The sequence below is a fragment of the Pseudomonadales bacterium genome, from assembly GCA_024234215.1.
Taxonomy (GTDB): domain Bacteria; phylum Pseudomonadota; class Gammaproteobacteria; order Pseudomonadales; family UBA5862; genus JACKOQ01.
Genome location: JACKOQ010000007.1, coordinates 40,475 through 54,859 on the forward strand (window position 1 = coordinate 40,475; position 14,385 = coordinate 54,859).

A 14,385-nucleotide genomic window follows, 5' to 3' on the forward strand; every position below is an offset into this window, starting at 1 on the left:
GCCACTGCGGTGCGCTGCAATCCACTACTGCCGGGCAAGACGCAGATTGAGACCGGCGCTCTGCTGCGTCGAACGCCAGCAGTTGATCTCAAGGCCACCTCGGCGCAGATACCAGGTGGCAACCGTCAGCCGCCGCGGCCGGCAATGGTTCAGGATGTCGATGAAGATCTGCTCGGTACAGGCTTCGTGAAAGCCACTGTGGCAGCGGTAGGAGATCAGATAGGCGAGCAATCCTGACCGATCGATCGACACCCCCTGATAATCGATCAGCACCGAGCCCCAGTCAGGCTGGCCGGTCACCGGACAGTTCGATCGCAGCAGGTGGCTGTGCAACTGTTCGACCACCTCATCTCCCGCCACCCGCAGCAGCTCCGGGCGCGGCAGGTAGTCGGAGATCGCCACCTCCAGCTCATCGAGCGAGCTCCCCGGCAGTGGTTGCCAGGCGGGATGGTAACTCGCCAGCGACTGCAACCGCACCCGCACTTCGCCGCCCAGCCGCGCTGTCAGATCGGCGGCGATGCGCTGCTCGACCTCGGCCATCGCGGCGAAACATTCCTGATTCAGCGAGTTGAGATAGAGCTTGAGCGATTTGGACTCCACCAGATTGGGCAGCCCGGCCGCGAAGGTCAGCTCGCCCACCGCCACCATCGGCTTGCCACTCGGCATCAGCCAGGAGATCTCGTAGGCGCGCCAGCGATCGGCACCGAAAAATGGCCATGCTCCCTCATTCAAGCCATACGGCAGGCGCCCGGCCTGGCGCGGAATCGCTTCCAGCAACTCAGGCGCATAGCGTTGCGGATGGGCCACCTGCCTGCCCAGCAGGCTGCCATGTTCGCTCATTCTGACCACTCCAGTGCCGACAGCACGACAGATTGCTCTACAATTTCAGAAGCGTTCGCCCACCACATCAGCCAGACCCCATTGATCTTCCCGCAGCCTGCCATTATCCACCCTTCTCCAACACTGTCGCATCCTGTACCGAGAGGTCTCAGAGGCGGCTTCGGCCTGATTCTGCTCATTCTGCTGCTGATCGGCTGTCAGGAGCCCCAACCGGCCGACCCAGCCACCCAGATCGACACCGCGCGGCAGAAGTGGCAGGAGGGGGAGGTCGATGCGGCCCGCAACCTGCTGCAACAGCTGCTGACCCGCTATCCGCGCCTCTCCCCGGCCCGCACCCTGCTCGGTCGCATCGAACTGGCGCAGGGCAATCTCGACCGCGCCGAGCACCATCTGCGCCATGACCTTGGCTGCGTCGATGACGGCGATCAGGCCCGGCTGGCCTATGCCGAACTGCTGCGGGCCCGGGGCGATCTTCAGCAGCTCTCGCTGCTGCTGGCGGCCGATCTGCTCTCACCCGCTGCCGACAACAGCGCACGTCATCACTTTCTGCTGGCAGAGGTCGCCAGCGGTCGCGGCGACTGGGCCAGTGCGCTCGACCACTATCGACGCGCCATCCAGATCGATCCACGAATGTCCGAAGCGCAACTGGGGCTGCTGCGCACGCTGATCCGCCAGGGACAGGATGCAGAGGCACTGCAACAGATCACCCTGCTGCTGAATGAGCCCGCCGCGCCGGCCGAACTGTTCGAACTGCGTGCAGAGATCGAGGCGCGACAGGGCCGACTCGAGACCGCGGTACAGAGCCTGGAGATGGCCATTGCGCTGGCGCCCAATCGAGCGGAGGCCAGGATCGCACATGCCCGCCTGCGGTTGCGCATGCGGCAACCCGATCTCGCCCGCCAGGAGATCGCCGTGCTGCTGAAGCAGATGCCGGATTCCATTGCCGTGCGCCTGCTCGATGCCGACCTGCATGAACAGCTCGGCGACCGCGACGGCACCATCAGCCGGCTGCGAGAGATCTTTCTGCTCGACCAGAACCAGTCCGACGCGCTCGGGCGGCTCGGCACCCTGCTCTACCAGCGGCAACGCTGGCGCGAGGCCGAGATCTATCTCGACCGCTGGCTGACGCTCTCCCAGCGTGGCAGCACGGACGAAGTGGCGATCAGGCAGATGCTGGCGCGCAGCCAGTTGCAGTTGCGCAACTTGACCGCAGCCGAAAAGAATCTGCTCTGGCTGCGCACGCATGGCGGCGGCGATGCCAGCGAAGTCGATCTGGTGAAACTCTATCTGTTGGGAGGAAGAACCTCCGAGGGCGTGTCACTGGCCACCGCCCTGACCGAGCGGCTGCCACAAAACGATGCGCCACTGGCGAACCAGCTGGCCGAACTGCTGCTGCAACAGAATCAAACGCAACCCGCGCTGAAGCTGCTGAGCCGCATCACTTCGACCCAGCCGCAAACGCCGCCACCAACCCGATTGCTGCTGATTCGTACACTGATCGCCAGTCAGGATCTCGACCGCGCCCGACGCGAGCTCGAAAGCTGGCATCAGCGCGACACCGCATCGGCGCTCGCCTGGCAAGCCGCCGGCGAGGTTGCGGCAGCCAGGGGCCAGTGGCCCGAGGCGCAGAGTGCCTGGCAGCGCGCCAAAGCCATCGATGACAGCGACCCCCGACTGTGGCTCGACATCGCCACCGCAGCCCGGATGCAGAACCGCGCCGACGAGGGGCGCAGACTGCTCGATGAGGCCCTGGTGCGTTTTCCGGATCAACTGGAGCTGCAACTGACCGCTGCCGACTTTGAACGGATGACCCACCATCCGGAGAATTATCACAGCCGGATGAAACAGCTGATCGAACGACATCCCGAAGAGGCAGTGCCACGCATCCGCTACGCCCGCACCCTGCTTGAGCTTGGACAGGCCGAGGCCGCGCAGCTCTGGTTGGTGCCACTGGAGACCCACGAAGAACGCAACGCCGACTACCACCTGATTGCCGCCCAGGTCGCGCTGAAGCTTGCCGATGCCAACAGCGCGGTGATTCACTGCAAGCGGCTCACCCAACTTCAGCCCAACAGTGCGGCCCATCAGCAGTTGCTGGGTGACGCCTATCTGCTGCAGAACGAACCGCTCTCGGCAGCCAGTGCCTATGAGCGGGCCTGGCAGATCGAACCGGCGAACGGTCTCGCCTTCACTGCGATGATCCAGACCCAGCTCAGACTGCAAAAACATGCCATGGCGCAGCGCGCCATCCTGCGGGCCAGCAAACAGCCGACCGGGCTCGACGCACAGACGTTGGCCAGCGCCGCCGCGACAGTCGCCGAGGCACAGCTCGAAGCGGGCCAATCTGCCGAGGCCGAACAACTGCTTGAACAACTGCCCAAACTGACCCTGACCACGCCCCGGCTGCTCGCGCTCAGGATCGAACTGCTGATCGCCAGCAACGCAGCGGCCGAAGCCGAACGGCTGTTATCGCTGCTGCGGCAGATCGAGCAGGAGGGGCCCTACAGCCATTTCGCCCAGGCCAGACTGCTGCAACAGCGGGGTCGACAGGCCGAAGCCATTGCAGAGTTGCAACAGTCGCTGGCACGCGTGCCGCTGCCACGTGCCCACCTTGCCCTGCTCGACCTGCTGCTCGAACGCAACGCCTACACCGAAGCCGAGGCCCAGGCCACTGCCTGGCAACACCAGCATCCCGACGATGCCAGCAACCTGCAGCGGCTGGCCAGACTCTCTCAGCACAATGGCAACAGCGAGCAGGCCATTGCCCAGTACCAGGCGCTGCTGAAACTGCAACCCGGCCAGATCGATGCGATGGCCAACCTGATCCGCCTGCTCGAACCGAGCGATCCGGCCCTGGCGCTTGGCTACGCCAAGCAGGCCTATCTGCTCAAACCCGGTTCGGCCGAGATCTCGGGTCTCTATGGCTGGCTGCTGCTGCGCACCAGACAGTCACCGGACCAGGCCCAGCGCCTGCTGCTGAGCGCACACCAGAGCCAGACCGATGATTCGGAGATTCTCTATCACCTGGCACAGGCGGAACTGGCTCTGGAGCGCAAGGCCGAAGCGATCAAACACCTGCGTGTTCTGGCGGAGCGCGAAAACGATCCCTATCGGGAGCAGGCCGGCGCACTGCTCGACAGCCTGGCCTGGCGACCCTCGCAGCCCAACTGAACGACAGCCCGGTCAGATTGGCTTTTTGCCGACGGCTCGGCTTTAATAGTTGCCCTTCGTCAATTCATAGACTCGACAACGATCGCCATGCCCCACTCCCTGGAAAACATCAACGTCATCTCGCAGGATGTGCTGCTGACCCCGGTGCAACTGAAGCGCGAAATTCCCGCCTCCGAACTGGCCCAGTCGACGGTCGCGGCCGGTCGACAGACGCTCTGCAACATCCTCGATGGCAAGGACCATCGCCTCTTCGTCGTCGTCGGACCCTGTTCGATTCATGACCTGGATGCCGCCCGCGAATACGCTGGCAAGCTGCGGCAACTGGCCCGGCAGGTCGAGGATACGCTGGTGCTGGTGATGCGGGTCTACTTCGAAAAACCGCGCACCACCGTCGGCTGGAAAGGGCTGATCAACGACCCCTACATGGATGACTCGTTCCGCATCGACGAAGGATTGCGCATGGGCCGCAGGCTGCTGGTCGAGCTGGGCGAACTCGGACTGCCGACCGCCACCGAGGCGCTCGACCCGATCACGCCGCAGTACCTGCAGGATCTGATCGCCTGGTCGGCGATCGGTGCCCGCACCACCGAATCGCAGACCCACCGTGAAATGTCCAGCGGTCTGTCGATGCCGATCGGCTTCAAGAACGGCACCGATGGTGGCCTCGAAGTGGCCATCAATGCACTGAAGTCGGTCAAGCATCCGCACAGCTTCCTCGGCATCAACCCCGAGGGGCAGGTGTCGGTGATCCGCACCCGGGGCAACCGCTATGGTCACATCGTGCTGCGCGGCGGCAACGACCGGCCCAACTACGACTCGGTCTGCATCGCCATCTGCGAACAGCAACTGGCAAAAGCCAGGATTCCCGCCAACATCATGGTCGATTGCAGCCACGCCAACTCCAACAAGGATCCGGCACTGCAACCGCTGGTGCTCGAAGACATCACCCACCAGATTCAGGAGGGCAACCAGTCGATCATCGGCGTCATGCTGGAGAGCAATCTGGAGTGGGGCAACCAGCCGATTCCGGCTGATCTGACCCAGTTGAAGCGGGGGGTTTCGGTCACCGATGCCTGCGTCGACTGGAAGACCACCGAAGAAGCGCTGCTGCTGATGCGCCGTCGCCTGGTCGACCACCTGCCGCAACGCCGTCGCAGCCTCGGCAGCTGATCAACCGCGACGCTGCGCGCTCCCCTCGTCCGCATGGCGAAGGGGAGCGCGCAACCGCATCAACCCGCGGCGGTGTGCGCGGTCCTCCCCCCCTTGCGGCCCGATGCCGAGACCTCGACCACGCCGGCTGCCACCAGCTGATCGACCTCGGCCGGGTCCATGCCCAGCAGCTGTTCCAGCACATAGAGGCTGTCCTCGCCGACACAGGGCGATGCGCGGCTGAGCAGGGCCGGAGTCTGCGACAGCACCGCCTGACTGCCGTTGTAGGGCACCCGCCCCATCACCGAGTGCTCCAACTCGACGAAGTAACCGCGATAGAGCACCTGGGGGTCTTCATAGAGATCGGACTGCGACTGCACCGGTGCGGCGGCCACCTCCGGCTGCAGCAGGTACATCAGGGCGCGACCATCCTGATCACGGGTCCAGTCACCGAGGTGCTGATCGAGCAGCGCCTGATGCGTCAGCCGGCCGCTCAGCGTCTGAAAACGGTCATCCTCGGCCCAGGCCGGCGCGCCCATCTTCTGCTTCAACGCCTGCCAGGCCGCATCCCCCTCCACGGCGATCGCCACCCAGCGGTCCTCCCCACGGCAAGGGTAGACCCCATGGGGCGCGGCACTCGGCGCGGCGTTGCCGGCGCGGTCGGCCACCCGCTCATTGACGGCGTAGTCGAGCAGTTCGGTGCCGAGAAACTGGCTGGCGGCCTCGAACTGGGAGACATCGATGTACTGCCCCTGACCGGTACGGCGCCGATGATCGAGCGCCGCCACCAGCGCGCAGGTGGTGAAGCGCTGGGCGATGAAGTCGGTGTAGGCACCATAGACCGGCACCGGCGTGCCGTCGGGCCAGCCGGTCACCGCATAGAAGCCGCTGTGGGCGGCCATCAGGTTGCCGAAGCCGGGATAGTGCGCGCGCGGACCTGTCTGCCCCTGCATGCAGGTCGACAGCATCACCAGACTTGGGTGCTCGTGCCGCAGCGTCTCGTAGTCGAGCCCCCACTTGGCCAGGTTGCCCGGCGTGAAGCTCTCGATCAGCACATCGGCCCACAGCGCCAGCCGCCGGGCGATCTCCTGTCCCTGGGGCTGGGCCATGTCGAGCCCCAGCCCCAGCTTGGAGCAGTTGTAATCGCCATAGAACATCGAATTGTCGAGACCGGGCTGCCCTTTCTGAAAGGGCGGCGCGGTGCGCAGGATGTCCGGTCGCTTGCTGCTGTCGAGCCGCACCACGGTCGCACCATGGTCGGCCAGATAACGGGCCGTCAGCGGACCGACGCCGACCCAGGACATGTCCCACACCTTGAGTCCGGAAAAGGGCTGCTTGTTCATTGTTCGATGCTCCTTGCTAGAGTACGCCGGCGCCGGCCAGGCGAACCAGTTGCTGTCGATCGAGGCCAAGTCTGCCGCAATAGACCTCTTCGTTGTGTTCGCCGATGGTGGGCGCACGCGACAGCGCCGGCAGCGGCGTCTGCGACAGCTTGGCCCAGGGCCCCGGATAGCGGACCTCGCCAATGCCAGGGTGCTCGACCTGCTGAAAGAATTCACGCGCGATCAGCTGTTCGTCGGCACTGATGTCCTTGACCGTGCTGATCGGCGCCAGCAGCACCCGCCGCTGCAGCGCGCCGGCATAGAGGGTCGCCTTGTCGTGCAGCATGAAGAATTCGAGCAGGAAATCCGAAAGCAGCGTGAACAGCTCGGCTTTTTCGGGATTGCGGATCAGCGCGCCGAAATCGAGCGCCTTCCAGTCGGTGTCGAGCAGTATCGCCGGCACGGTCATGTCGGCCGCCGCCCATTCGAGCAGCGCGCCGATGGTCTGCGCACCCAGCACGCCGCCGGTCAGCATGATGCAGACATGGCCATCCTTGCAGCCATAGATGGCGCGCCGCTTGAATCCACCACTTTCGGCCCAGATGCCCTGCCGCACCAGATTCTTGTTTTCGAGTTTTGGAAAGGGGGTCGCATTCATCAATGCCCGCGTCGCCGAAAGCTGCGCCGCCACGTCGACATGCTGGCCGCTGCCGCCACCGGAGACATGGTAGAGCGCGAACAGGCTGTTGAGCGCCCCCTCGGCCGCACCATGCAGATCGGCCTGAGGCACCGAGACCCGCACCGGTGCGCGGTCAGGATCACCAGTCAGAAAGATCGAACCACAGAGCGCGGTCAGAATCAGATCCGGCCCCTGGAACCGGGCATGCGGACCCAGTTGGCCAAAAGGGGTGATCGAGGTCCAGACCAGCCTGGGATGCTCTGCCATCAACTGCGCATGATCGATACCGAGGCGGGCGAGATGGCCCGGCGCGAAGGATTCGAGCAGCAGGTCGGTCTGCGACAGCAGCCGCCGGAACAGCGCCCGGCCATCTTCGGTTTCGAGATTGAGGGTGATCGAGCGCTTGCCGCGGTTGAGAAACCACCAGCGCAGCGAGTGTTCGGGATCGGCCCGGTCCTGGTAGAAAGGTCCACGGTGACGGCCCGGATCGCCGCCAACCGGCTCGACCTTGAGCACCTGCGCACCCAGATCGGCCAGAATCTTGCCGGACATCCAGCCCCGCTCGGTGGTCAGATCGAGCACACGATAGGGCGCAAGCGGGCCGGCCTGCGATTGAGCCGCAGCGGCTCGGGTGGGTTGACTCATTGCCCCGCACTCCATGTGGTGCTGAATCGGGGTTACGACAGCAGTTGATTCAGCGTTGATTATTGTTATTGGTGGTCATTGCTGGTCGCCAGATCACCCTGCGCCTGCCGTCTTGATCCGGGTGACATGCGCGTCCATCATCGCCCGAAATCGATCTTCGTTGCAACGTTCCGCGCTGCTTCATCACGCAATGGGCGGTGCCCGCCCGATGCTGCAACAGCGCCGGAGCAGACGCTGTTGCATCGCGACATCCTCAACCTCCCAGCTTCGCCAGCGCGCCCCTGGCATCACTGATCCAGGATTCGCCCTTGGCCTGTTCCAGCGCGGCGCGCAACCGCGCCTTGGCCTCTTCCGTGCGCCCGGCATTCTGATAGCTCAGCCCCAGGTGGTAGTTGATCACCGCCACGTTGGGGGCCAGCCGCTGCGCCTCCTCGAGGTGGGCGATCGCCTGCGCCATGTCGCCCTGCCGGTAGTAGACCCAGCCCAGCGTGTCGCGGTAGAGCGGATTCTTCGAGTTCTCGAACTGCTTGGCCAGCGTCAGCGCCTCCTTGAGCAGGGTCGGGTTGTCGCGGTCGCTCAGCAGTGCCGCCAGGTTGTTGGCCGCCACCTCGATCTGCGGTGAGCTGGCCAGAATGGCACGGTACTCGTTGATCGCCTGATCGATCTGTCCGGTGGACTCGTAGAGGTTGGCCAACTGCAACCAGAGCATCATCTCTCCGGTGGCCTCATGGCCCTGCTTCAGCATCGCGGCGGCCTGCTGCGGCGCCTTGCGGGCCATGTGCAGCTTGGCCATGTTGAGATAGGGTGCCGGGAACTTCGGCGAGACCTCGATGGCACGGCGGAACGCAGCCTCGGCAGCCGCATGATCACGTTTGCCCAGCAGAATCTCGCCCTTGAGATTGAGCGCCACGCTGTGTTGCGGATTCTGTTTCAGCGTCTTTTCGAGGTTTGCCAGCGCGGCATCCACCTGATTGAGCGCCAGATAGGAGCGGCTGATCGCCACCAGCGGTTCGATCGCATTGGGTGAGCGATCGAGCGCCTGCTGGAACTCCTTGATGCTGGTCTCGAAGACCTGCTCGCCCTGATGGCTGAGGCCGGCCAGATAGTAGCCCAATGGCTGGTCGGGGAAGGCCGCCTTCAGTTTCTCGGCCGTCTCCCGCGCGCTGCCCCACTGCTTGTCGTTCAGTTGCAGTTCGGCCAGCCTGCGCAATCCATCCTGGTCGTTCGGCAGTGCCTGGTTCAACTGCTCCAGCGTGGCAATGGCGGCCTTGGCATCGCCGCTCTCCAGGGAGATCTGCGCCAGTTCGAGGTAGAGCTCGCGCTCCTGTGGCGCACTCTGCAATGCCTTCTGCAGGGTGTCACGCGCCAGCTCGACCTCTTTCTTCTGCAGGTGCGCCCGCGCCAGCAACCGCATCGCACGGATGGCATTGGGCTGCTCCTTCAGCACCGCACGCAGGTCGGTGATCGCCGCATCGGGCTGCTCACGCACCAGCGCCACCGCGGCGCGGTTGATCAGGCCATCCTGGTTCTTGGGATCGGCCTTCAGCACTTCGCTGGTCAGGGTGTCGGCCTCGTCGACCTTTTTCTGTGCGAGCAGATAGCCAGCCAGACTGTTGCGCGCCTTGATGCCCTCCTTGCCCTCGCCATCGAGCTTGATGATCTCGCGGTAGACCTCCATCACCTGCTGCTCGCGCTGGGCACTTCGATAGAGATCGGCCAGTCCGAAGCGCAGCGTGTGGTTCTTCGGCTCCTGTTCGATGAAACCGCGCAGGCTCTGCTCCGCCGCCTCGAAGCCCTGCTGCTTGCCAATCAGCTCGATCAGCGCCAGTTTGGGCGGAACCGCCGTGGCATCGGCGGCAATGGCATCACGCAGAATCTGCTCGGCCTCGGCCTGCTGCCCATGGGCGTTGTAGTAACGGGCCAGACGCAGCCGGTGCGAAAACTCCTGCGGCTGCAGGGCAATGATCTGCTTCAGCGCCTGCGCGCTCTTTTCGCTCTGGCCGCTCTTTTCATAGAGCCGTGCCAGCAGCAGTTGCAGACTGGCCTCCTTCGGGTTCTGGCTGCTGCTGCGCTCCAGCACCGCAATGGCATTGGTCAGGTCACCCTTCGCCTCGTAGTTGGCCGACAGCACCGTGGCGGCCGGGATGTTGGCCGGATCTTTCTCCAGCACCTGGCTGGCATCCCTGAATGCGGCCTCGTTGTCACCCTTGCGGCCAGCGATGATGCCGCGCATCACCAGGGCATCGGACTTGTCCGGTGCCAGCTTCAGCACCTCGGTCACCTGCTCCAGCGCCTTGTCGGCATCGTTGCTCAGCAGGTAGATCTGTGCCAGCTTCAGTCGCGCATCGACATGGCTGGAATCGAGCTCGACCACCTGCTGATAGTAGGCGTAGGCCTTGCGCCAGTTCTGCTGCTTCTCTTCAAGCTGCCCCAGCAGATAGAGCGCGCCGACATCCTTGGGATCGATCTTCAGCACATTGCGCAACTCGAGCCGCGCCTTGGCGTAATCGGCCTGCTCCATCAACGCCTTGCCACTGGCCAGGTACTTCGCCTTGCGCTCCTCGGCCCCACCACAGGCCAGCAGCAGCAGGCTCAACCCGACCACTGCGGCCACTTTCAACCGTTTTGCATGCACTGGCACCTGCTGTCCCCTTGATTGATCAGATTTGAAAAAACGTTCCGCGATTCGAACATTGTCCGGGAAGTCTATTGCAATTTGGCTGACGCACCCAGCCGCTTTCGCAAAACTCCGGATGCCGGCACGGCACCTCCAGCGACCTGCACGCTATGGCAGCAGACCGCGCACGGCCAGGATGGTCAGGCCACCCAGTGCCGAAAAATTCAACAGATTGCGCTGACTGCGGGCACGCATCGCCAGCAGTTCGCATCCATAAAGAATGACCAGAAACTTGACGGCAAGCAGCATGAAACCGCTCTCGACCGCCCCGGAAAACTGCAACAGCGCAACCGCCAGCACCAGAAACAGACCCAGAAAATCGGTTGGCGTGGTGCGGAAGTTGATCTCATACGAGTAACGTATCGCCACGCCGCTCGCCACGGCCAGAACGCCATAGAACAGCCAGCTCGGCCAGATCAGGCCGTTGAAAAGCGGAATCGAGTGCTCCTGATACAGGTAGGCGGAAAAGAGCGCGGCAATGTAGACCACACCACGCGCCAGAATCGACGGGCGGCGCCGGACGAAGAGCATCTCGGCCAGCAGCACGACGGCCAGCACCGCGGCCACCAGCGCGAAATCGCGCGGCACTGTCGTCAGCAGGGCCGGCACCAGCACAAGATAGAGCGGGATCAGCAGCAGAATCACTGCCACCGCACCGCGTCTGAACAGGTTGCGGACCAAACCTCGATCGAGCCAGTGGGGAAAGAACCCGCCTTTCCCGTTCTGACCGACACGCCAACCGCCGCGCTCCAGCAGGGTCAAGGCCGCATAGATGCCGGCAAAGGCCGCGACATAGAGCAGCAGGATCAGCCCGTCCGGTTCATAGGCCAGGCACCAGCCACCAAACACGAACAGCGCCTGTATCGAATAGATGACGACCACGGTCTCGTGGTGGGTGAATCCCAGCCCCAGCAGCCGATGGTGGATGTGGTTCTTGCTGGCCTTGAACCAGTTGTTGCCGCTGGCCGCACGCAGATAGAACACTCCCAGAATGTCGATCACCGGCAGACCGATCAGCAGGGCCACCACCGCCGGACTCAATGCACTGTTGGTGTACTGGGTCAGACGCACCGCCAGAAAGGCCAGCGTGAAACCGAGGAACTGGCTGCCGTTGTCACCCATGAACACCTGGGCCGGATGGCTGTTGAAGCGCAGAAAACCGAGAATGCCGCCAATCACCGCCATGGCGATCAGCAAGGTGATGCTGCCCCCGGCCAGATAGGCCAGAAAGGCGATGACGATCAGCGACAGCAGCACCTCGCCGGCGGCAAGTCCATCCAGCCCATCGGCATGGTTGACGCCGTTGATCACCCCCACCATCGCCACCACGGTGAACGGAATGGCCACCGCCGCCGGCAGCGTGACCGAATCGAGCAACGGCAGGTGTTCGACCCGCAGACCGCCATACCAGACCAGCGGCACCACCGCCAGAAACTGGCCGATGAACTTGAAGAAGTGGCCCGACTCGTTGCGGTCATCCCAGGCGCCGAACAGGAACAGCACCAGCGCGCCGAACAGATAGCACTGCACCAGCGGGTCGCTGCCGAGCAGCAGCGCAATCGGAATCAGCGCCCCGACGACGATGCCGATGCCGCCGACACGGGGGATCGGCGCCAGATGCACCTTGCGCTCGTTCGGTGCATCCACCATGCCGAGCCAGGGCGCCAGACGGATCATCAGCGGAATCAGCACCACGCTGACCAGCATCGCACTGACGGCAACGAAGATCAGCATCGCGGGCGACTGCTCCACGCCCTCGAATGAGAACTCGGCAAATGTCGGTGCCCACCGATCCGCCAATTGCGTGGACCAGGTGGTCAACAGATCAGGACTGAACATGCGCAACCATCACCTTGCTGTTGAAAAAATCCACGCCGCGCTCCAGTTGATCGTCCTGAAGGAGCCGACGAATCCGGCGCATTTCAAGCCCATCCCCACCGGGCACAGTGTCTCTATTCGGGCACATAGGCCACGATCTTCGGTCCCACCTGCCGGATCAGCTCCCGGATGCGGGCGTCACCCTCTGCCCACTGCTCACCGGGCCGCAGTGGCGTGGTGAAGCGCACCAGAGCACCATCGGAGCGGTTGCGGGTCAGCGCATCCCAGAACAGATACCACTTCACCAGATACTCATTGTTGATGATGCGGCCGCGCTGCTGGAACCAGTAATAGACCAGTTGTCGATTGTCACCCTTCTGGATCTGCACCCGGTTGATGGTGAGCGGATGGCCGGCAATCTCGATGCCCGGCACCGGTTGCGTTTCGAGATTGGAGATGCGCCAGCCATCGCCGGGAATGCAGGAGCGCGGCGAATGCGCCGAGGCACCGCTGCGCTGCGAGTCGTAGTAGGCCACGTAGAAATTGACCCAGTCGCCCTGTGCCGACAGATAGTCGGCCATGTGATAGTCGGTCAGCTTGAGTGAGTCGAGATAGCGGTCCTCGATGCGCTGACTCTTGCCCTTCCAGCCATCCAGCGTCAGCGGAAACTGCTGGAACTCCTGCCGCGTCGGTATCAGCTCCTGACGCTCGCCCAACGCGAACATCCCGCCCATCGCGATGACCAGCGCCACCACGCTGGCGACGAAGGCGGTCGGCAGCGGTCGACCGGCAAAGGCGCCGGGAGAGGCATTGCCGCCGAAATCGACACCGAACACCTCACGGAATGGCTCGTGGTTGCGCCGGCTCCAGTTGAGCAGCCACATCTCCAGCAGCAGGATGGCGGTGCAGCTCATGAAGATGACCCAGCCCTCGAAGTCGTGCAGAAAGCCTTCGGCCATCTCGATGCCCCAGCGATCAACGGTGACGCCGATCACCCCGATGCGAAAGCTGTTCATCAACACCGTGATCGGAATGGTCGACAACAGCACCAGCAACCGGTGCCACCATGGCCCCTTGTAGAGGTAGGCGGCAATGTAGCCAAAGCTCATCAGCGGAAAGAGATAACGCAGGCCGCTGCACGCCTCCACCACCTGCAACTGATACACCCCGAGGTCGATCACATTGCCTTCGAGATAGACCGGAATGTCGAACAGCGAGATCACCGCCACCCCGATCTGCGACGAGATCAGCTGCAACTGACCCGAGAGGTTGTTGTACAAAAACGGCGGCAGCGGAATGGCGAACACCAGCAGCAACAGCCCGGGCCAGATCAGCCGCACGCCGCGCCAGCCGAGCAGCGCGCCACTCAGACCGAAGATCACCATCAGCAGACCATAGTGCTCGATGATGTGCAGCGTGGTCAGCCGCCCCAGCAGCAGCGCCAGCAGGCCGGCCAGCAACGCAGCCCATCCAAGCCAGGTGGAGCGGTCGGCCGGACTGGCCAGATGCAGCTCGCTGCGTTTCTGCAGCACCATAAAGAGGGCCACCAGCACCAGCAGATAGCCGTGGCTGTACTCCTCACGCCCCCACTCCTTGCCCAGCCAGGCCAGACCGCTGTCGAAGGCCAGGGCACCGGCCACCAGCGCGATCAGCAGAAGAAACAGCAGCAGAAAATTCCACTGCACCGGGTGCCTGCCAAGCAATGACCCATTCATGGCTGTTCAAACCTCGAAAAAAGATGGGGAACGGAGTCCGTCGGCACCCTGGTTATTGGATTGGGTCATCCGGGAGTTTTGCGCCCGATTCCCTAGTTTCATGGAAAGTACCATCATGCAGCGCTGAATTATCCACGAAAAAATGACGGATCAGTCACCAAACAGCCGCTGATAGGCGGCCAGCAGCTTTGGCGCTTCATATTTCCACTCCAGCTCGCTCTCGACGCGGTTGCGGCCATACTCGCCCATCGTGCGCATCCGCTGCGGGTCGTCCAGCAGTTCGAGCATCTTCTCGGCCAGATCGATCGCGTCATTGGGTCGGGCATACAGCGAAGCCTGCTGCGCCGAAAAGCGCCCCTCGGTCAGGTC

9 protein-coding genes are annotated in these 14,385 nt (G+C 63.5%); 2 read left to right on the forward strand and 7 right to left on the reverse strand.

Annotated elements, in window-relative coordinates; all coding sequences use genetic code 11:
- Positions 1–24: 24 nt before the first annotated feature.
- On the reverse strand, positions 25–849 hold the full coding sequence (gene queF, locus H7A13_11735; GenBank protein MCP5334006.1) for an NADPH-dependent 7-cyano-7-deazaguanine reductase QueF: 825 nt from the start codon (positions 847–849) through the stop codon (positions 25–27).
- On the opposite strand from queF, the gene H7A13_11740 reads away from it, so the two are divergent.
- Positions 829–4,011, forward strand: a complete 3,183-nt coding sequence (locus H7A13_11740; protein MCP5334007.1) for a tetratricopeptide repeat protein — start codon at positions 829–831, stop codon at positions 4,009–4,011. The genes queF and H7A13_11740 overlap by 21 nt on opposite strands.
- Positions 4,012–4,098: 87 nt before the next feature.
- On the forward strand, positions 4,099–5,181 hold the full coding sequence (locus tag H7A13_11745) for a 3-deoxy-7-phosphoheptulonate synthase (protein ID MCP5334008.1): 1,083 nt from the start codon (positions 4,099–4,101) through the stop codon (positions 5,179–5,181).
- 59 nt (positions 5,182–5,240) lie between these two features.
- Here the strand turns inward: H7A13_11745 and H7A13_11750 are convergent, their stop codons facing one another.
- From H7A13_11750 to H7A13_11775, 6 genes are all read right to left on the reverse strand, one after another.
- A complete protein-coding gene (locus H7A13_11750; GenBank protein MCP5334009.1) occupies positions 5,241–6,503 on the reverse strand; it encodes a CoA transferase in 1,263 nt (420 codons plus the stop codon).
- Between the two features lie 16 nt (positions 6,504–6,519).
- Complete coding sequence (locus H7A13_11755; protein ID MCP5334010.1) at positions 6,520–7,806, reverse strand: CoA transferase; 1,287 nt, start codon at positions 7,804–7,806, stop codon at positions 6,520–6,522.
- 253 nt (positions 7,807–8,059) lie between these two features.
- A complete protein-coding gene (locus H7A13_11760) occupies positions 8,060–10,447 on the reverse strand; it encodes a tetratricopeptide repeat protein (GenBank protein ID MCP5334011.1) in 2,388 nt (795 codons plus the stop codon).
- Between the two features lie 144 nt (positions 10,448–10,591).
- The gene (locus H7A13_11765; GenBank protein MCP5334012.1) at positions 10,592–12,322 is read right to left on the reverse strand and encodes an undecaprenyl/decaprenyl-phosphate alpha-N-acetylglucosaminyl 1-phosphate transferase; all 1,731 of its coding nucleotides are present in this window, start codon (positions 12,320–12,322) and stop codon (positions 10,592–10,594) included.
- Positions 12,323–12,435: 113 nt separating this feature from the next.
- On the reverse strand, positions 12,436–14,016 hold the full coding sequence (gene xrtD, locus H7A13_11770; GenBank protein ID MCP5334013.1) for a VPLPA-CTERM-specific exosortase XrtD: 1,581 nt from the start codon (positions 14,014–14,016) through the stop codon (positions 12,436–12,438).
- A 150-nt stretch (positions 14,017–14,166) separates the two neighbouring features.
- Positions 14,167–14,385: glycosyltransferase (locus tag H7A13_11775; protein MCP5334014.1), on the reverse strand; the 219-nt coding region annotated here is incomplete at its 5' end.

Excerpts from the sequence above, each read along its gene's own strand:
- H7A13_11740 (MCP5334007.1), top strand. The coding sequence starts at position 829 with ATGTTCGCTCATTCTGACCACTCCAGTGCCGACAGCACGACAGATTGC.
- H7A13_11745 (MCP5334008.1), top strand. The coding sequence starts at position 4,099 with ATGCCCCACTCCCTGGAAAACATCAACGTCATCTCGCAGGATGTGCTG.
- H7A13_11750 (MCP5334009.1), bottom strand. The coding sequence starts at position 6,503 with ATGAACAAGCAGCCCTTTTCCGGACTCAAGGTGTGGGACATGTCCTGG.
- H7A13_11755 (MCP5334010.1), bottom strand. The coding sequence starts at position 7,806 with ATGAGTCAACCCACCCGAGCCGCTGCGGCTCAATCGCAGGCCGGCCCG.
- H7A13_11765 (MCP5334012.1), bottom strand. The coding sequence starts at position 12,322 with ATGTTCAGTCCTGATCTGTTGACCACCTGGTCCACGCAATTGGCGGAT.
- xrtD (MCP5334013.1), bottom strand. The coding sequence starts at position 14,016 with ATGAATGGGTCATTGCTTGGCAGGCACCCGGTGCAGTGGAATTTTCTG.